At 41.9% G+C, this 19,076-nt stretch carries 15 protein-coding genes; 11 read left to right on the plus strand and 4 right to left on the minus strand.

The window, feature by feature from the left end:
- The first annotated feature begins 38 nt into the window (after positions 1-38).
- From DB520_RS18800 to DB520_RS18830, 7 genes are all read left to right on the plus strand, one after another.
- Complete coding sequence (locus tag DB520_RS18800) at positions 39-3,737, plus strand: ATP-binding protein (RefSeq protein ID WP_114751317.1); 3,699 nt, start codon at positions 39-41, stop codon at positions 3,735-3,737.
- A gap of 59 nt (positions 3,738-3,796) precedes the next feature.
- The gene (locus DB520_RS18805; protein ID WP_114751318.1) at positions 3,797-7,270 is read left to right on the plus strand and encodes a hypothetical protein; all 3,474 of its coding nucleotides are present in this window, start codon (positions 3,797-3,799) and stop codon (positions 7,268-7,270) included.
- A gap of 76 nt (positions 7,271-7,346) precedes the next feature.
- The gene (locus DB520_RS18810) at positions 7,347-8,051 is read left to right on the plus strand and encodes an SDR family oxidoreductase (protein WP_114751319.1); all 705 of its coding nucleotides are present in this window, start codon (positions 7,347-7,349) and stop codon (positions 8,049-8,051) included.
- Between the two features lies 1 nt (position 8,052).
- On the plus strand, positions 8,053-10,038 hold the full coding sequence (gene ispG, locus DB520_RS18815; RefSeq protein WP_114751320.1) for a (E)-4-hydroxy-3-methylbut-2-enyl-diphosphate synthase: 1,986 nt from the start codon (positions 8,053-8,055) through the stop codon (positions 10,036-10,038).
- Positions 10,039-10,062: 24 nt separating this feature from the next.
- The gene (locus DB520_RS18820) at positions 10,063-10,251 is read left to right on the plus strand and encodes a DUF6728 family protein (RefSeq protein ID WP_394340947.1); all 189 of its coding nucleotides are present in this window, start codon (positions 10,063-10,065) and stop codon (positions 10,249-10,251) included.
- Between the two features lie 18 nt (positions 10,252-10,269).
- Positions 10,270-10,620 carry an MmcQ/YjbR family DNA-binding protein gene (locus tag DB520_RS18825; protein WP_114751322.1) on the plus strand — a complete coding sequence of 117 codons (351 nt, stop codon included), beginning with the start codon at positions 10,270-10,272 and terminating at the stop codon, positions 10,618-10,620.
- On the plus strand, positions 10,617-11,588 hold the full coding sequence (locus DB520_RS18830; protein ID WP_114751323.1) for an ABC transporter ATP-binding protein: 972 nt from the start codon (positions 10,617-10,619) through the stop codon (positions 11,586-11,588). Before DB520_RS18825 ends, DB520_RS18830 begins: the two co-directional genes overlap by 4 nt.
- Before the next feature lies 1 nt (position 11,589).
- On the opposite strand, the gene DB520_RS18835 is transcribed toward DB520_RS18830, so the two are convergent.
- Entirely contained in the window at positions 11,590-12,093 is a 504-nt protein-coding gene (locus tag DB520_RS18835; RefSeq protein WP_114751324.1) for an FKBP-type peptidyl-prolyl cis-trans isomerase, read from the minus strand.
- Between the two features lie 163 nt (positions 12,094-12,256).
- Here DB520_RS18835 and DB520_RS18840 point away from each other — a divergent pair, with 163 nt between their 5' ends.
- The 4 genes from DB520_RS18840 to DB520_RS18855 all read left to right on the plus strand — a co-directional run bounded on the left by DB520_RS18840 (position 12,257) and on the right by DB520_RS18855 (position 15,138).
- Positions 12,257-12,802 (plus strand): hypothetical protein, encoded by a 546-nt coding sequence (locus DB520_RS18840; RefSeq protein WP_114751325.1) that lies wholly within the window; start codon positions 12,257-12,259, stop codon positions 12,800-12,802.
- Positions 12,803-12,808: 6 nt separating this feature from the next.
- Positions 12,809-13,132 (plus strand): DUF3817 domain-containing protein, encoded by a 324-nt coding sequence (locus tag DB520_RS18845; protein WP_114751326.1) that lies wholly within the window; start codon positions 12,809-12,811, stop codon positions 13,130-13,132.
- Positions 13,133-13,143: 11 nt separating this feature from the next.
- Positions 13,144-14,166 carry a hypothetical protein gene (locus DB520_RS18850; protein WP_114751327.1) on the plus strand — a complete coding sequence of 341 codons (1,023 nt, stop codon included), beginning with the start codon at positions 13,144-13,146 and terminating at the stop codon, positions 14,164-14,166.
- A 480-nt stretch (positions 14,167-14,646) separates the two neighbouring features.
- On the plus strand, positions 14,647-15,138 hold the full coding sequence (locus DB520_RS18855) for a Dps family protein (RefSeq protein WP_114751328.1): 492 nt from the start codon (positions 14,647-14,649) through the stop codon (positions 15,136-15,138).
- 75 nt (positions 15,139-15,213) lie between these two features.
- Here the strand turns inward: DB520_RS18855 and DB520_RS18860 are convergent, their stop codons facing one another.
- Genes DB520_RS18860 through DB520_RS18870 form a run of 3 tightly spaced genes read right to left on the minus strand, consistent with a single transcriptional unit; the run spans position 15,214 to position 19,068 of the window.
- Entirely contained in the window at positions 15,214-17,667 is a 2,454-nt protein-coding gene (locus DB520_RS18860; protein WP_232835058.1) for a leucine-rich repeat domain-containing protein, read from the minus strand.
- Complete coding sequence (locus DB520_RS18865) at positions 17,654-18,493, minus strand: hypothetical protein (RefSeq protein WP_114751329.1); 840 nt, start codon at positions 18,491-18,493, stop codon at positions 17,654-17,656. Before DB520_RS18865 ends, DB520_RS18860 begins: the two co-directional genes overlap by 14 nt.
- Complete coding sequence (locus DB520_RS18870) at positions 18,490-19,068, minus strand: hypothetical protein (protein ID WP_114751330.1); 579 nt, start codon at positions 19,066-19,068, stop codon at positions 18,490-18,492. The genes DB520_RS18865 and DB520_RS18870 overlap by 4 nt, the downstream gene beginning before the upstream one ends.
- Positions 19,069-19,076: the final 8 nt, after the last annotated feature.

Genomic DNA, 19,076 nt, shown 5'->3' on the forward strand with positions numbered 1-19,076 from the left:
TGGTAAGAACTTTGCTCTTTTGCTTTACACGCTAAATCATGCTCAAAAATAGAAGGGTTATCATATTTTCAACCATCCTGGTGATAGGAGCAATTCTAGCCGGGAATCTGCTTTGGAAAAAGGAGCCTGGATCTCATAGCTATGGAGAAGAAATCCAGAGCAAGATGAGTAAGATCATTGAGGAGTTTAATGATGATTTTGTAGATATAGTCATAAATATCCGACGCGATAAGCAAGTTTCTTTCCAGACCCTGAACATTGCTACCAACCATTCCTTTTACCTATTTTCCATGGATGGTTCTTTGATTTATTGGTCTGACATCACCATGATACCGGCATTCGGAGAGCTTGACCTAAACAGGAAATTCCAACTTTTGGATAATGCCAAAGGGCAATATTTTTCTAATGTAAGGAAGGTGTCAAGGGGAGTTAATGAATATTGGGTAGTCCAAGTATACCCCCTTTTTGATAAGGTAGAAGTGCAAAATGAGTATATCAGAGCTGGACACAACCCTGATGTTTTTGGGAATGACCGATTCAAGCTATTAAGGGAACCAGAAAATGATTTCATAGATTTGTATCACGAAGGGGACCACCTCTTTTCCGTGTACTTTATGGTAGGTTATGAGTCTGTAGGGGCTTTTAGCAGTCGTACCCTTTTGGTTTTTTTCTTCTCCTTACTGGGTTTGGTTTTGCTGTTGGGAGGAGATTTTGTGATTACACTTTGGCATAAGGGGAAACATTTTGCCTCTTTATTTTATACAGCCGTGATTTTAAGCAGTATCCGGCTGATGATGATTGCATTTAAATTCCCTCAGAATTTTTTTGAAGCAGGATTGTTTAATTCTTCTTTTTACAGTTCCTCCTGGCTAAATCCCAGCCTTGGAGATTTACTCTTAAATGTTTTCTGCAGTTTAGTGGTGCTCACCATGATGGTTGGGATCCTAAGCAGAAAGCGTTTTCTGATCAACTTTATTCAGGTCAGGGATAATTACAACAACGCTTGGTTTTTGTTTTTGGCATATGCTTTATCCACCTGTTTTCTAGTCTTATTTTACACCTTATTCACCAATATTGTCTCCAATTCGCAATGGAACCTCAATGTAGTTGCTGTTATCAATTTAGATTACTTTAAGGTAATAAGCCTCATCATAATTTTCCTAGGGGGTGCTGGCTATCTGCTTTTCTCTATTCTGGTGTTAAACATGGTGTTATTTAAGAGCCCCATTGACAAAAAGCAAGCCCTCAACTATCTATTGTATTTCTCTCTTCCTATCGCAGTTGGATTGTTTTATTTTGACAGGCCTTTGATGGTTGCCTTTCTGGTACATTTTATACTGTTGGGGTCCATCATCGCCTTTAGCCTTTACAATAACCTCTATAAACTGGAACTTGATACCTTCCTCACCTTTTTCTTTGGCTGTTTGTTGGGAGCCATGATTACCGGTACAGCATCCTATCAGCATTTGGTGGCAGAGTCGGTAAGGGAAAAAAAACAATTTGGGAGTAATATTCTGGAAGAGAACAATAAGTTTGCCGAATATTTACTCAGCGAGGTGATGAGTAAGGTTCAGGAGGATATTTTCATTCAGTCCCGTTTGGGTGACCCGTTTTTGAGTAAAGAGCCCATTGAACAGAAGATAAAGAAGGTTTACCTAAGTAATTATTTTGATCAGTATGTTGCCGAAATAAGGATATTTAATAGGGCGGGGGAAAGCCTGCTCAACAGGGAAAGGGAACGACCTTTAATTGAATTCCGCAAACAGTATATGAATAGTGATAACACGACCACCTTTCGTAACCTCTATTATGACAGGGGGACGGAGTCTGGTCGTTCCAACCGTTATGCGGCATTTATCAACATGTATAGGGAAAATATTTTCTTAGGTACTATCATGTTGGAGCTTACCCAGCAAAGGATGCTTACGAGCTCAGTATACCCAAAATTGTTGACGGATTCCCGGTTTGAATATGACGTTGCAATGGGGGGAAATGACTTTGCAATCTATCAGGAGGGATTTCTGAGGACCAGCTCCGGGGTTTTTAACTACCGGGATCCTGGCATGGAGGATGTTTTGGACGATGAAGCTATTTCCGATTTTGGAGTCACTTATAACGGCTATCATCATCTGGCAGTAAAGGGCGAGAGAAGTACGGTCGTGATTTCCTCTCCTTCCTATCCTGTGCATTATGTTCTGGCTGACACGGCTCTTTTTTTCGTGACCTATTTGCTCCTTACCCTGATTTCGATATTTGTCTACGTCCTGTTTTTCAGCTTGGACCAAGTGAAGTTCACCTATTCCACTAAACTCCAGTTTTATCTTAATTTTGCCTTTTTCTTCCCGATGATTGTTATTAGCGTGGTATCGATGGGTTTTTTAAGTCAATCCTATACCGAGGACCTGCATAACCAGTATTTTGAAAAGGCTTCTATCATTCGTGATAACCTGACCAGCTATTGGGAAGAGCGTATCAATGGCGTAATAAATAGGGAAGAACTGTTGGATCAGCTTACTTATTTGGCCAAAAACACCAATTCTGATATTAACATTTATTTGCCAACAGGTAGATTGATGGCCACTAACCAACGTACCATTTTTGATAAAAAAATATTGACCGAATATATAAACCCTTATGCCTATGCCTCCTTAATTGAGGCGCAAAATAATCGACTTTTACTCAGGGAGGAAGTCAGCAAACTGAGTTATAAGACGGTATATCTGGGGTTGAGGGACTCCGAAAGACAGCGGGTTCAGGCAATCATTGCCATTCCTTTTTTTGAATCTGAAGATGAGCTCAACGATTTGATTGCAGATGTGTTCAGCAATATTCTTATCATATTTGTGGTGATTTTCATCATTTTTCTTGCCATTTCCTACTTTGTTTCCAAACACCTCACTTATCCCTTTAAGTTACTGACGCAAAAGCTCAAAGTAACCGATCTGGAATCTAATGAATACATGAATTGGCCCACCAAAGACGAGATAGGGTTGTTGGTGGATGAATACAATAACATGCTTTCCAAATTGGAGGCAAGTAAAAAGGTGCTTTCTTCCACAGAAAAAGAAACTGCATGGAGGGAAATGGCCAAGCAGGTAGCCCATGAGATCAAAAATCCTCTCACACCCATGAAACTTACCCTTCAGCACCTGCTGAGGCTGCAAGCAGCGGGAAAGTTGGAAGACCCATCCAAGCTAAAGAAGCCGGTGGAAACCCTAATTCACCAAGTGGATACGCTTAGTGATATTGCAACTTCCTTTTCCACTTTTGCCAAAATGCCACTGCCAAAAAATGAGTCCATGGACTTTAGAGTAGTGGTTGCTGAGGTTGTGGAACTTTATTCCAACAGAGAGGATATTTGCTTTTCTTTCCAGGACAATTCTCAGCAGGAGAAGCCCATGATCATCATGGGAGATCCGAAATTGTTTGGTCGTGTGATTTCCAATCTGATAATTAATGGAATCCAATCAGTGCCAAGTAACCGCAAACCCAATATACAGCTGAACCTTTCTTCTTCCAATGGGGAATTAACCCTGGAAATTAAGGACGACGGTAGTGGTATCCCGGAGGAGTTGGAGGGTAAAATTTTTATACCCAACTTCAGCACTAAGTCCGAAGGATCAGGACTAGGGTTAGCCATTGCCAAAAGGGGAGTGGAGACCGCAGGAGGGAAGATTTGGTTCGAGACAAAGTTGGGAGAAGGGACTTCTTTTTTTCTTTCTTTCCCTCTGTCCTAGTAGGGTTAGGATTTTTTGCTAGGATTTCATTACTTTACTGTACTGTTTGTGATTAGGTTATGCGTTCGGGTTCGATTTTTTTTATTTTTCTCTGTTTTTTATCAGGTTGGTCGAATATCGTCCTTTCCCAGGAAGAGGTTTGTAAATGGGTGAGTAGGGAAGAGCTAGGACAAGCCTATGCCCCTGATTCACTTTCCCTATATGCCCCGTCACTAGAATTAATAACGGATGCCGGGGATACCCTACATGCTGAATATAATCTGGGTGCAGGGTTGCTTTTGATAGATGAAATCGAGCAGCTTAATTTCGACTCTTTGAAGATTTGTTACCGGACTATCCCCTATTCCCTGCATTCCACGCATTATAAACGCAGCCTCATGGTGGATTACGACTCCATGGCTTATTTTAAGGATAGCCCTAAGGCCAAAGAAATGTTTGATTTTAGGGAAGAGGTTTTTTCTACCAGCAAACTAAACCAATCGGGAAGCCTTACTAGGGGAATAAGCTTCGGTAACAGTCAAAATATGTTTGTTAACTCATCCCTTAATTTGCAGATGGATGGGGAATTGGCTGAAAATCTACATATACGGGCAAGTATAACAGACCAAAATGTACCCTTCCAGCCTGAGGGCAACACCCAGCAACTTCAGGATTTCGACAATGTGTTGGTGGAAATTTATAATGACAGATTTAATCTTTCTGCCGGTGACGTGGTGTTAAGACAAAGACAGTCCGAGTTTCTGAGATATTACAAAAATGTTCAAGGACTACAGTTCACCACTAACTATGACCTAAATGAAAAGTGGAAAGCCAGCAGCCAGGCGGCATTTTCTATTGCCAAGGGTAAGTTTGCCTCCATGCCATTGGAGGTGCTGGAGGGAGTATTGGGTCCCTACAGGATCAGGGGGCCGGGTAATGAAAGGTTTGTGATCATTATTGCTAATTCGGAGAAGGTATTTTTAGATGGTAAGCAGCTTAAAAGGGGATTTAATCAGGATTATGTAATCGACTATAACCAAGGCGAAATAACATTTACGCCCAATGTGGTTATTACGCAGTACTCCAGGTTACGTGTTGATTTTGAATATGCAGAGCGGAATTTTTCCCGCTCCATCCTCACTGCCAACCATATCCAGGAATCCGAGCATGTTACCTTTTATTTTAATTACTATAGGGAACAGGATGACAGAAACCGTCCATTGTTTTTTGACCTTTCCGATAGGGATAAGCAGTTGCTTGCGAGTGTAGGTAATCAGACAGAATTGGCAGCGGTACCAAGGGTGGATAGCGTTCCCTTTGACCCAAATAGGATTTTGTATAAAAAGGTTGAGGAAAGGGACGAGAATGATGAGCTGATTTCCTATTATGAACACTCTACCGACCCGGAAAAGGCTAATTTCGCCATTAATTTTATTGAGACTGGTCCAAGGTCGGGGGACTATCGCCGTAGGCAACAATTGGCTAATGGGGTGGTCTATGAGTTTGTGCCAAGGGTCAACAACATGCCACAAGGGAATTTCTCCATAAAATCGCCGCTTCCCGCTCCTACAAAAAAAGAAATGGTCACTGCAGGAACTAAGGTAAAACTTAGTTCTCATGAATCCGTTTTTGCAGAAGTGGCTTTTTCTAACCAAGATCAAAACCTTTTTTCGAGCCTGGATAACGAGACCAATACCGGATATGCCCTGAAATCCGGCATCAACAGTGAAAACAGAAAATTTAAGGGGCTGGACAAATATACCCTAAACAGCTATTTGGAGGTAGAATACAATTCCTCGCACTTTACCTTTGTTGACCGGATGAGGTATATAGAATTTGATAGGGATTGGGGGCTCAATACTGGGAATATGCAGGAAGGGCAAATAGAAAGAATTGGCTCTGGTTCACTGGAATTGGTCAAGGATAGGGACAACTATTTTTCGTATGGGGTGAATATTAGAAACAGGGGAGACCTGCTTTCCGGTATTCAGCAAACGGCTAAGTTCCATCAGCTTATTGGAAAGAGGCTGAGGTTTCAAAATGACTGGTTTGCTCTGGATAGTGATGTGGGGCCGCTGAGGAACAAATGGGTAAGGTATAACGGGGAAGTAAGTTATCTGTCCAAAGTACTGGTGCCTGGGTATAAGGTGATGCTGGATAGAAATGAAGTCGCTTCCTCCGGATCTGACTCCGTAATGAATACGGCCATGAATTTTTTGGAACACCACTTTTTCATCCGTTCAAACGATAGTCTGGATTATAGCTTTTTTGCCAACGCAGGATGGAGAGAGGACCAATTCCCCGTGGGGGGACGGATGGTACCGGACACCAGGGCCTTTACTAATCAATACGGCTTTCAAAAAGCCCTAGGAAACCATGACCTTAAGACCACCTTTACGTATAGGCGGCTTGAACACTTGAGGAGAGAGCTTCCAGAGGAGATGACTGTAATGGGGAAACTTGATTACCTCGGCAGCATGGCCAACAATAACTTACGAAACGAGCTTAGCTATGCCTTGGGCAATGGAAGAGAACTACGAAGGGAATTCGTTTTCCTTCCTGTGCCCACGGGTGAAGGTACCCACACTTGGAGAGATGATAACGGTGATGGAGTTCAGCAACTGAACGAATTTTATATTGCTATTAACCCTGAGGAGAAAAATTACATCAAAGTATTTGTACCTACCGATGATTATATTCAAGCCTATACCACCATATTTAATTATAGACTCAATGCTAAATTTCCGGATGAGTGGAAACAGGAAAAGGGAGTAAGGGGTTTTTTAAGCCGCTTTTCCAACAATACCAACTGGAGTGTGGAGAAAAAAGTAACCTCTGCTGACCTATTGGGCAGGTTAAGCCCGGTAACTAGGGGCATTAAAGAGGAGGATTTAGTATCGGCCAGAAGCTCTCTTCGCTCCACTTTGTTTTTCAACCGATCTTCTTCCAAATACGGGTTTGACCTTTCCCTTTTCGAAAGCCAGCACAAGCAATTGCTTTCTGGTGGATTTGAAGACCTTTACCAAGAGGATTGGAGGATAAACTCCAGATATAACCTGACTCCGCATATCAACCTGCAAGTGATGATGAACAGGGGACAAAGGCAATCTACTTCCGATTTTTTGGACAACAGGAATTACCACATTCTACAAAAAGGCCTTGGACCTGAATTGGCCATCCAGCCCTCCAGTTTTTTTAGGGCTTCGTTTCTCTATAGTTTTACACATAAGGACAATATATCCAATACCGAATTGGAGGAAATTGCCAAACACCATGAGGCAGGTCTGAATATCAGGTATGCAAAGGCCATTAATACCACCCTGAATACCCAACTTAAGTATACGCATATCTCTTATAACGGACAGCCCAATAGCCCTACAGGGTATGAAATGCTTCAAGCGCTTACAATAGGCAACAATTATATTTGGAATATCAACTGGCTACAAAAAATAGGGGAAGGGCTACAATTAACCATGGTTTATGAAGGCAGAAATTCCCAAGGATTGAACAGGGTGGTGCATACCGGGCGTATGCAGGTATCCGCTTTATTTTAATAAGGTAAAAATCAGGAATTCCTGTAACTTTGTAGCCGACAGATAGTTGTTATACTAATAGTTAAAACACAAACAAATGTCAAAGAGTATATTGGTGACAGGGGGTACTAAAGGAATAGGCAAGGCAATAGTTATGCGGTTTGCCAAGGAGGGATTTGATGTATTTACCTGTTCGAGAAACGCTGAGGATCTCAAAGTTCTGGAAAAGGAAGTGAAAAAAGCTTATCCGGATTGTTCGTTTTTTTACCAAACTGCGGACCTATCTAAGAAGGAGTCTACAAAGCAATTTGCAGAGTTTGTTAAGCAGATTTCCATTCCCGACGTTTTGGTAAACAACACGGGAGTTTTTTTGCCAGGGGCTATTCACAGCGAGCCAGAGGAAAATTTCGAACTTACTATGCACACCAACCTATTTTCAGCCTATTACTTGACGAGGGCTTTCACGGATTCCTTTATAGCTCGAAAAGGGGGTCATATTTTTTCTATTGGATCCATTGCGGGATTAACAGCCTATCCGAATGGGGGAAGTTACGCCATTTCCAAGTGGGGCATGCTCGGTTTTACCAAATGCCTCAGACAGGAATTACTCCCTTATAACATCAAGGTAACCTCTGTTTTACCAGGGGCCACTTATACGGCAAGCTGGGCGGGGGTGGATATCCCGGAAGAAAGATTTATGAAATCCACGGATGTGGCAGAATCTGTTTGGTCTGCTTACAACCTTTCTCCCCAATCTGTTGTTGAAGAAATAGTGATCCGTCCTCAATTAGGAGATATTTGATATGGAATCCAAAACGATAATAGAAAAAATAGGATACTGTAATAGTCTCACGGCTTATTCCAGAAGAAAGACTATTCCTGTAAAAATAGGGAATGTATGGGTAGGTGGGGATAATCCTATTGTGGTGCAATCCATGACCACGGTAGACACCATGGATACAGAGGGATCTATTGCGCAAAGTATTAGGATGATTGAGGGAGGGTGCCAGTTGGTCCGAATTACGGCACCTAGCATAAAAGAGGCAGAAAACCTTCGCTTAATCAAAGAGGGTCTTAGGAAAAAGGGGTATGACACTCCCCTGGTAGCAGATATTCATTTCACCCCTAATGCAGCGGAGCTTGCAGCAGGTATAGTAGAGAAGGTACGGATTAATCCCGGCAACTATGCCGATAAAAAGAAGTTTCAGGTCATCGAATACACCGATTCCAGCTATCAGGCAGAACTGGAACGCATCCGGGAGCGCTTTCTGCCACTGGTAAAAATCTGTAAAGCCCATGGCACTGCCATGAGAATTGGGACCAATCATGGATCACTTTCTGACAGGATAATGAGTAGGTATGGAGATACCCCATTGGGAATGGTGGAATCGGCCTTGGAGTTTCTCAGGATCTGTGAAGACGAAAATTACTATGACATTGTGATTTCCATGAAGTCATCCAATACCCAGGTCATGGTCCAGGCATACAGGTTGCTTGTACAAAAATTGGAAGAGGGTAATTTTAAACCCTATCCTTTGCACCTAGGCGTCACCGAAGCTGGGGAAGGAGAGGATGGAAGGGTGAAATCTGCGGTGGGTATAGGGACATTGCTGGATGATGGCCTTGGGGATACTGTAAGGGTGTCTCTGACGGAGGATCCTGAATTTGAGGCTCCTGTGGTAAAAACGCTTATCGAAAGATACGCAAGTAGGAGCAGCCATTCGTTTATACCTGAAATATTGAATTACCCCATTACCCCTTTTGAATATAAAAAAAGAAAGGCAATAGAGGTAGCCAACTTTGGAGAAGGGAATGTTCCCCGAGTCATTGCAGACATAAGCAGCCTTCCTGAAGTCACCGATAAGGAAATGAGAAATGTAGGCCATTTTTATTTACCTGAATTGGATAAATGGAAAATGAATGATCTTGGCTGCGACTATGTTTATTCTGGAAGTCGCCCTGTGCCTTTTATGTTGCCAAATGGGTTAAAAGAGATTCAAGACGCTGAAGTTTGGGCCGGGACTACGGATCAAAGAAATAAATATCCAGCTTTCAATGTATCATCATTCGCCAAATCCCAATATTTTCACCCTACACTGAACTTTCTCTTTGCCAAGGACGAAGCCATAGAGGAGGTAGTTGAACTGGTAAAAGAAAGGGTAGATACCGTATTGGTGCTTTCTACCCATAACCTTCATGTCATGCCGGCACTTCGAAGGGCCTTTGTCCGGCTCATCCAAGAAAATGTGCAGATTCCTGTGGTTATCAAGTTGGATTATCCAAATCAGAGCCAAGATGAAATGATGCTTTATCCCGCAACAGATGCGGGGGGGCTTTTGATAGATGGCTTAGGAGATGGTATCCTGTTGGGACTAGAGAAATTCGAGGCAAAGGACAGGACACATCTCCTAGAACGCATAAAACTCCAAAACTCGGTGAGCTTTGGGGTATTGCAGGCGGCAAGGACCAGGATGTCCAAGACGGAATACATAAGCTGTCCCTCCTGTGGACGAACCCTTTTTGACCTGCAGGAAACAACTGCAATGATACGAAAAAGAACAGATCACTTAAAGGGGGTGAAAATTGGAATCATGGGCTGTATCGTAAATGGTCCTGGAGAAATGGCAGACGCCGATTATGGTTACGTAGGTTCAGGAAAGGGCAAAATCACCCTTTATAAAGGAAAGGAAGTGGTAAAAAAATCCGTTCCGTCTGGGAAGGCTGTTGATGAATTGATAGAAATCATTCGCCAGGATGGTCAATGGATAGAACCGGAAAAAGTAGAATAAAGAAAAACTCAATCAACCATTATTATGTCAAATAGGATCAAGGAGTTTTTTCAACTGGGAGAAGTTGGAAATTATTTTATCAGGGTTTTTCAAAAGCCCGACCCCAATAAAAAATCCAATTTCAACCTCAGGATGATGCATGGTATCAATAAGATATCCATACTGATGTTTTTGTTTGCATTAATCTTCTGGTTGGTCAAACGACTAGCTTGAGTCAAAACCGCAATTTTTATGGATATTGTGTTTTTCAGGAAGTATTGTTTGGCTAAACCCGGTGCTACAGAAGATACTCCATTTGATGAGGATACGCTCTGCTCTAAAGTTGGGGGAAAGATTTTTGCCATTATCGACATCTTGAAATTCGAAAGTGTTAATTTGAAGTGTGACCCGGAACTTGCCCAAGAGTTGAGGGAAAGGTATGAGGGAGTAAAACCCGGATACCATATGAATAAAAAACACTGGAACACCGTAAGTTTTGATGGCAGTATTCCCGACCCTCTTATTCTCGAATGGGTGGATCACTCTTATGAGCTGATCCTGCAAAGTTTACCCAAAAAAATCAAGGAAGCCCTTAAGCAATGAGTTTTTTGGAGGTTAAACGGGTAAGCAGGGATTTTGGGGAAGGTAATAAAGCCCTGGATGATTTTCAGATTTCCATAGAAGAGGGCCAAATATTGTCCATTATTGGAGAAAGCGGTTCGGGAAAAAGCACCTTATTAAGGGTTATAGCAGGCCTTGAAAAAAAGGACGAAGGTGAAGTGTGGCTGGATGGGGAAAAAGTGTTGGGGCCAGATGAAAAGCTTGTTCCCGGATATGCGGAAATCCAACTGGTACATCAGCAATTAAACCTTTACCCAAATTCCACGGTGGAAGAAAACATTGCAAGACCCTTATTGCTTTTTGACAAAGGATATGCCGGGGAACGCTTGGAGACCCTGCTTTCTTTGTTTCAGTTGGGTTCACTTAAAGGACGTTTGCCACGTCAATTATCCGGGGGTCAACAGCAGAAAGTGGCCATTGCCAGGGCCCTCAGCAGTGAACCTAAAGTTTTGTTGATGGATGAACCTTTTAGTAACCTAGACTCCATTCAGAAAAGGGAAATACTGGAGGAACTTCGTGAAATCTTCTCCACCCTCAACGTTACCGTGGTATGGGTAACTCATGACCTTTTTGATGCCATGGCTATTAGCGACGACCTATGCGTGATAAAAAAGGGAAAACCCATACAAAAGGGCAAAATAGCAGATCTTTATGCGGAACCCAACTCCCTGTATGTGGCCTCTTTATTTGGTCCCATCAATGAAATCCCCGATGCCCACCACCTTTATTTGAGGTCTATCTCGGTGAAACTTTTTCCCAAGCCTGCCAATAATCTACTCCCTGGCAAGGTGATTTCCTCCAGGTTTATGCCTAGGTTTAACCTGCTGCATATAGGTGTAACGGGCTTGGAAAAAGAATGGCAGGCTGAGGATGAACACAGGATGTATAAACCAGGGGATGAGGTGTTTCTCAGCTATGAACAAGGAGATGTCCTAAAACTGAATGCCTGATTTAGTAATTACCAATAAAGCCTTTGGCAAGTTCCTCCTCAGTGGCTTCCCTGACCAGTTCCACTTCTCCATCAAAATGAAGATTCATGCCTACCAATGGGTGATTGAAGTCAAGAAGTAATTCTTCACCGAGGTCTTTTACAATTTTTGCCTGCATGGGGTATCCATCCTCGTCAATAAGGGGCAGGAAATTACCTTCTTGGAGCATATCTGGTTTAAAGCCCCTTTCCTCCGAAAATTGAGATTTAGGCACCGAGACAATAAGCTCGTCATCCGAATAGCCATAAGCCTCCTCTACCTTTAAAGTAAACCTGAAGGGATCTCCAGGACTTTTCTTCTTCAGCATTTCTTCAAACTTTTCGGGCAAACCACTGCTTCCAAAGACAAAATAAAAGGGATCTTCCTTGTCTCTTTCTTCCACACTGAAGGGAGTACTTCCCTCTTCCTCATTCGTCACTTTCAGTTCGTAGGTTAATCCTACAACTGTATTTTCGTTGATAATCATATATTTTCTGTTCTGCTGCAAAGGTAGGGTTAATTATTTAAGCTAAAAAATGCCCATTTGGGATTTAATAGCCCTAATAATTGCATTGATTTTCCCTCAAGCTGAGTAAGTTTGTACTTAGGTAAGGAATTTGCATTTTAAATTTTGCTAAAACGAATTAGGCATGAACCTAAAAGAACTCAGCTTATTTATTACAGAACCCCTGGTGGTGGATTCGGAGGAATTGTCACAACGACTACTTGCCAATCGACTTGTGAAAAGGCACGCCGATTCCCCGGGTTTGGATGAAAACAAGTTAGAGGAGCCTCAAGAGGAATATCCGGAAGAGGATAGTGAGCTAGTGTTTGAGGGGGAGTTTCAAAAGGGGATCTTGGTTATTTATCAAGGTACAGGGCTTTCTGAGGAAACCACTGGGTTTTTGTTGAAAATTCTCCAAGCGGTAGGTTGCTCCCTAAAAGACATAGCGCTGTTGTCCGACCAAGGTTTAATGGGAAAATCTTTGGATACCATTGAGATTATGGCTCCCAACAAAGTGTTGGTATTCGGTAGGGTTAATCACCCCATCATGAACCTCAAAAAATCAAATTATGAAATTCATGCTGAGGGGGCGGAGTATTTTTTTGCGGATGAACTGGGGGAACTAGAAAAAAATATCCCTTTAAAAAAGAAACTATGGGCCTCATTGCAGGTGTTATTTAATATTAAATAGGAACGTATGACACAAGAAGAAAGATTAGCCATCTTAAATAGATTTAGAATAATAAGCATTACAGAAGGTATTTCCTTGTTGGTGTTGATTTTTATAGCCATGCCATTGAAATGGATTTTTGAATTGCCGGACATGGTCACCTATGTAGGTTGGATACATGGCGTGTTATTCATCCTCTATATGCTGGTGCTTTTCCCAACAAGCAGGAAACTAAGGTGGGATTTCAGAAAGGCGGTATTTGGAGTAATAGCGGCTGTATTGCCTTTTGGGCCATTTCTTTTTGATAGGAAGCTGAAAAATGAGGAAAAGTTGATTGCAGAAAAAGGCTAGCTTGAGATACCATGGCAGTCATAAGCAAAAAGAAGATTGTATATCCCATCCGAGATAATTTGCGGGCTTACCTTGTAAATTACGGCAGGGAGGTGGACATTCCCATTCACTACAAGGATCTTTTGCGCTATAGCAACTCCATAGCCCTCTACGACTCAAAGGGGAACGACACTTTTTGGGAAACTGTCTTTTATGACGAAAGTGACAGAAATGACATCCATTACAAAGTGAAGAAGATTTATGCATTGCTCAAGGCGGATGGGGACATGAGCGTAATGCAACACCTGTACATAGACCGTATAGATCTTTGTATTTATGGGAATACCCAACCATTCAGGGTGAGGATCGTGAATAGAATCAACGATAATTTCGATTATTTTTATATAAAAAACGCAGATGCTTCCAGAGTGTATGGATTAGAGCTTGAGCATTTGCTTTCTCCAAACCGAATAAGCTACCTGGTTTATAAAGATTCACTCATAGAAGAACATATTGCCGGGATTCCTGGGGAGCATTTCATGAAAAAACAGATCAATGACCCTTTGATCAACCCCATAAGACTGGCAAAGGAGTTTGTAAAATTCAACGAGCGCTGTTTTGTGAGGCTTCTGGGGGACATGCACTCCTCTAATTTCGTGATTGACGTAACTCCGGATTTTGAGGAAACACACTATAGAATAAGGGCAATAGACTTTGATCAGCAGTCCTACGAAGGCAAAAGATCCATTTATTTGCCCCAGTATTTCAAACAAAACAACGCCCTGATCCAACTTGGGATTAAGCACATTACGCCGGAATCCATGGCGCAATATCAACGGGAGGAGAGGGCACTGATCGCCACCAGATTGAAATCTTCCCCCAAGGAAATCGAAGACATCCTAAGTGCTATGGAGTCGGATGTGATTTCCACCCCTGAAAATACCGAATCGCTGAAGAAAGAGCTCGCAAAGTTCTATAAACAACCTAAATTTCTTGCCTGTAAAAATATGGGGGAACTTCTAAGGCTGAGTCTTCAGATGGTTTTACAGCGTTGATGAAATCGAGCCTGTCCTGATGGCAGTCAGGGCATGACGCAAGCGACACACACTGGTATGCCCGTATAGCTACCGGGGAGATGCGAGATTCCTCCGAAGCAAGTTCCCCGAAACGAGTCCCCCGAAGCAAGTTCCCCGAAACGAGTCCCCCGAAGCAAGTTCGGGGCAGGCTACCTGCCTGCAGTCAGGTGTGACCGCTGAAAAGAAATTATAAACAGATTAAAGGTAGGTTTTTCAGGAAGTTTTTTTTGGGTTTCTGAAATAGGGGAGTTTTTTCAGTATTCTTTCATATATTTTGTGAACAAGGGATTTTGGGGCTATGATCCGAACATTTAACACTTTTTTTAAGTTAAATAAGAAAGAAAATAACGAATACAGTTGGCATCATTTATGATTCATTAATGGTGTAGGAGCTTCTTTGAGAACTAAGAAGCTTTGGTTCTTTTATTAAATCCAACAACTATTTTAAATATTAAAACTATGAGTGTTACAGAAAAAAGAGTTTTCAAAAAACTAGGGTATAATAAAGACGAGTCAGAGAAAATTGTAGATTCACTTAACAAGCTACTGGCGAATTATCATCTGCACTATCAGAAACTCAGGAATTTTCATTGGAACGTTACTGGTGGGGACTTCTTTGATTTGCATGATAAGTTTGAGGAGCTTTATGATGAGGCTTTTGCCAACATAGATCTTATAGCTGAAAGGATTAGGGTATTTGGGATGACGCCTCTGAGTTTGATGAAAGATTATCTAGAACATGCGGACATCAAGGAGGTAGGAACTGACCTGAGCTCCAAGGAAATGGTGGAAGAAACCTTAAGAGACTTCCAGGTTTTAGTGGACAATATGAATGAATGCGCGATTAAGGTTGCCGATTTGGGAGATACTGCCACTGAAGATATGCTTATTGCATTTATAAAAAGTTTGGAATTGCACCATTGGATGCTTTCTTCTTTTTTAAAAGAGTAGGCAGATAGGAAACTGATTTAAACTCAAAAAAGCCCGTAATTACGGGCTTTTTTGAGTTTTTTCTTTGTTAATTTTTTAATAGAACCTCACTTCACATTCAGGGTTGTTTTTTTGGAATTTCTCAATCCTTCTTCTATTAATTCTGGTGTTAAAGCAAACCAGCTTTTCCAGGTTTACCAGGTGCATGATGGGATTGATGTTTCGCACATTGGTACTGGCAATGTCCAATTCCCTGAGGTCATATAGGGTGTCCAAACCCCTAAGTCTTCTAATATTGGTTCCGGAGAGGTTCAATTTTCTAAGCCTATTCAGATCCGCCAAGGGTCTAAGGTCCTCCACACCGGTGTTGGAAACGTCCAGTGTTTCCAAATAACTTAGGTTTGCAATGGGGCTTAAATCTCTTAGAGGGGTCTGCGAAAGCCTGAAAGTATTAAGGTTCTCCATTCTCCCTACGGCACTTATATCTCGGATAGGTGCATTGTGTATACTCAGCTCTCTAAGATTGAAAAATGCCAGTAAAGGTTCAAGATCCTCGATGCCGACATTTTCAGCACTTACATTATCCGAAGCCGTCATTTTATGGAGCTCCTTGGAGCTAGGGGTATTGGGAAGGTCGAATTGATCTTTCAAGATTGTTTTCCAGTCACTGTTAAGGTTTTCCCACCATTGTGTCAGTTCTTCCGTTTGGAAAATGACTATGGTATTGGAAAGCTCCCTGGTTAGTTCGTGGATCTCCCATGCAGGAACCTCCGTATCGTCCAGATTGAGCAACTGTAGGCTTGTAAGGCTCTTTAAGGGCCCTATCGAGCCAATATTAGATCCCTTGAGGGATAGACGTTCCAATGCATCTAACTTCCCAAGTGCTTCCACATTAGTCACGGCACTGTTTTCGCCACTGATTTGGGTTAAGGTTTTCATCTCCGCAAGGGGAGAAAGATCATTTACCTTAGTATTGTCGAAAGCAAGATAGAATACCTTTTTAAATTTTAATGCAGGCCTTAGGCTTACGATTTCGCCATTGGAGAGGTTTAGTGAATCTATGCCGACCATTTCTGTAAGCTCCTCTACCGTGGGGGCTGACTTGCTGATATCCGGATAAATTTTTGCAAGCATTTTATTCCATCCCTCCGGGAGGGTTTCCCACCAAGTTTGTAAATTTTCCACATTGTGGATTAATAGGATTCTTCTATTGGTCCTGGCAAAGTTATCCGCATCCTCCTCGGTTATACTTGTCCTATCTGCATAAATTCTTCTAATGTTGCTCGAGCCAGAAAGCGGGGCAAGACTGCTTACTTCTGTTTTGTTGATATTGATACGCCAGAGATTTTTTAGATCAGCAAGTGGAGCCAAATCCAAAATATTGGTTTCCTCCAAGTTGATTTCCTCAAGACTTTCCAGCTCCCCCAAGAATCCGAAATTGATCAAAAAGTTACCTCGTAGGTTCAGTGACTTTAGGTTTGTTAGCTCATTGATATTCTCCACATTATTGAACCCACTCTCCTGGAGATCCAGCTGTTCCAGGTTGATAAAGTTATTGATGACCCCAAACCCGATTAAAGGTGTTCTTGCAGCCCTGAAAACTTTTAGGTTTTTCAGATTGGCAAGGTCATCTATGCTATTTATTTCGGTATCCGAAATATCCAGGTAGGATATGCGGTCCGAATATTTAATAAACTGGATGTCGTTAGCAGGCGTATTGGAAATATCCAGATGGGTAAGAAAAGTGACATTGCTGATAGGACCCAACTCTTCTATATTTGTACCGCTAATATTCAGGTATTTTAGTTCCCTAAGCGCATGAATGGGGCCTAGGTCTACTATTACTTTGTTTCCGGAGAGATCCAAACTGTCAATACTGCTGAACTTGTATATTTGGTCTATTAGGACACTGTCTTCTTCGTCTACCCCAAACCTTTCCCTAAAGTAAAGATCCCACTGGTACGAGAGTGACTCCCACCATTCCTGTAATTCCTCATCCCGGCTTAGCTTGGTGGTGTAAATACTGGCTATTTTAAGCTCTTTTGCGTCCTTGTCCCAATTGATTTCGACAAATCGCTCCCGTGTATTTTCTACATTTTCGTTGTTAATGCCGATGCCCTCTAAGGTCCTGTCAAGGGCCACTTGAAAGTACAGCTCTCCATTGTCTTTTAGATGGGGTTTGATTTCCCTAACCTTGAAAGTGAAGTTGACATCCTTGAAAAAAAAGTCCACATCTTTAAGGTAGGCGGTAATTGCTTTATTGGTAATTACTTTTCTATCCAAAAGTAAATCGTCCTCTACCTGAACCTGATCATCCCGGAAAATCTTCCTGAAACTTTCCCTAATGATAACATCCTTATCTCTTGCGGAAGTCTCCTTGTTTCCTACGGTATTCAAAAAATACTGCAAAAACCGGATTTGATCCTGCACCTGATCGGTGAGGTCCTTTATTTCCTGCTTGTTATACTCTCCCAGGTCTTGCGTGGAACCAGGAAAAGAAAAACAAAAGCAAAAAATGGCAAAGAGCAAATATTTTTTAGCGCTGTTCATATATAAAGTCTAATATCACCTCTCTGTCTCCCTCCTCTAATTTAACTAGATTAGAAATCAGCCAGCCCGTATTGAACCCCGGCCTGTTGAATTGGGAGAGTTCAAAATACCACTTGTCGATCTGGAAAAAATGGTACTTCACTTCCTTTACGGTTTCAAACTTTAAGCGACCCTTCTTTATTTCGTAGATAAACAAAGTCAGGTTTTCCGGTTTAAAATCTTTCGGCGTATAGGATTCCGGTTTAGGGTTGTCCTGTATAGCTTTACGTAAATTCATGAACCCGAGTTCATGGCTTAGGGGGTGTAAAAATTTTTTATCGTCCCCTTTAGGTTTGTCAAATGCTTGATTAAAGGGTTCGAAATTCACGTTTTCAATTACCCATTCGTATCCTAGACCCTCTGGTTGAAGTTTAAGAAATAGGATGACATCATATTTTTTACCCTCAAAGTTAAAAACAGTAGTAGCCTCTGCAAACCAGTCACCTCCGTGAAACCTTAAGTATTGGGGATAAGATTCAGAAGTTGCATGATTGAGAAACTCCCTTTTCAGTTCTACCGGGACATCCGAAGTTTCATTGTCGAATAATATATTGATGAAGTTTCTTCTAAGATTTCTATCTCTGTAGTTCTCGTCTTCAGGATAGTACCTTATGTTGCCTTCTTTGCTTTCTTCTCCATTAAACCTTCTAAAAAACTGGTTTACTTGTTTGGTGGAGGCGGCAAACCTCCCATCATCCTCCAGTTGCCCGGAGCTGTTTATGGCTTGCCCCGGGGAACTGTGAATGGAAATTACTAATAACAATAACGATACTATGCTTATTCTCATGCTGAAGTTTCAGTCACCCTCACGTCACCCAAAAGCACATCCCAGAACTCTATAGTTCTTCCTGCGATTTGAGTTTGCTTTTTCTCCACATAAATGGTGATGTCTTTTTTGGTGGTATCTCTGTAGTTTAATCCAGCTTCTTGAGAAGTCCCTTCGAAACGTTGGTATATAGTGATTACTCCTACATACCTACCATCGGGTTGCCGCTCTAGATCGCTGATGTAGTGGATGTCATACCAACTGATATTCACCCTGTCATAGTTCAAAGCCATCAACCTTTCAAAATAGCGTCTGATTTTATAGTATGCAATTTCACTTCTGTTGATGGAAGATACCCCCATTTCTGCATCTGGGGCAAACAGCTCCTCAGCCCTGTCCATTACACGGGTTGCTTCGGAAAATTGGGTTTCCTTGCTGCCGATAATGCTTATGTATTTACTGAGGTCCTTTACCTTTTCCAGTGCCAAAGAGTCAATGGCTTGCTTCCGGGAGGGACTGATGTTGTCATCTTGTGCCATGGCCATCATGGAGGTGGCCAAAAATAGTATCAAAAGGGACGAAACGTATTTTTTCATGATTATCT

It is taken from the genome of Pleomorphovibrio marinus, from assembly GCF_003347495.1.
In the GTDB taxonomy this organism is placed as follows: Bacteria; Bacteroidota; Bacteroidia; order Cytophagales; family Cyclobacteriaceae; genus Pleomorphovibrio; species Pleomorphovibrio marinus.

Excerpts from the sequence above, each read along its gene's own strand:
- DB520_RS18800 (WP_114751317.1), top strand. The coding sequence starts at position 39 with ATGCTCAAAAATAGAAGGGTTATCATATTTTCAACCATCCTGGTGATA.
- DB520_RS18805 (WP_114751318.1), top strand. The coding sequence starts at position 3,797 with ATGCGTTCGGGTTCGATTTTTTTTATTTTTCTCTGTTTTTTATCAGGT.
- DB520_RS18810 (WP_114751319.1), top strand. The coding sequence starts at position 7,347 with ATGTCAAAGAGTATATTGGTGACAGGGGGTACTAAAGGAATAGGCAAG.
- ispG (WP_114751320.1), top strand. The coding sequence starts at position 8,053 with ATGGAATCCAAAACGATAATAGAAAAAATAGGATACTGTAATAGTCTC.
- DB520_RS18820 (WP_394340947.1), top strand. The coding sequence starts at position 10,063 with ATGTCAAATAGGATCAAGGAGTTTTTTCAACTGGGAGAAGTTGGAAAT.
- DB520_RS18825 (WP_114751322.1), top strand. The coding sequence starts at position 10,270 with ATGGATATTGTGTTTTTCAGGAAGTATTGTTTGGCTAAACCCGGTGCT.
- DB520_RS18830 (WP_114751323.1), top strand. The coding sequence starts at position 10,617 with ATGAGTTTTTTGGAGGTTAAACGGGTAAGCAGGGATTTTGGGGAAGGT.
- DB520_RS18835 (WP_114751324.1), bottom strand. The coding sequence starts at position 12,093 with ATGATTATCAACGAAAATACAGTTGTAGGATTAACCTACGAACTGAAA.
- DB520_RS18840 (WP_114751325.1), top strand. The coding sequence starts at position 12,257 with ATGAACCTAAAAGAACTCAGCTTATTTATTACAGAACCCCTGGTGGTG.
- DB520_RS18845 (WP_114751326.1), top strand. The coding sequence starts at position 12,809 with ATGACACAAGAAGAAAGATTAGCCATCTTAAATAGATTTAGAATAATA.
- DB520_RS18850 (WP_114751327.1), top strand. The coding sequence starts at position 13,144 with ATGGCAGTCATAAGCAAAAAGAAGATTGTATATCCCATCCGAGATAAT.
- DB520_RS18855 (WP_114751328.1), top strand. The coding sequence starts at position 14,647 with ATGAGTGTTACAGAAAAAAGAGTTTTCAAAAAACTAGGGTATAATAAA.
- DB520_RS18860 (WP_232835058.1), bottom strand. The coding sequence starts at position 17,667 with ATGAACAGCGCTAAAAAATATTTGCTCTTTGCCATTTTTTGCTTTTGT.
- DB520_RS18865 (WP_114751329.1), bottom strand. The coding sequence starts at position 18,493 with ATGAGAATAAGCATAGTATCGTTATTGTTATTAGTAATTTCCATTCAC.
- DB520_RS18870 (WP_114751330.1), bottom strand. The coding sequence starts at position 19,068 with ATGAAAAAATACGTTTCGTCCCTTTTGATACTATTTTTGGCCACCTCC.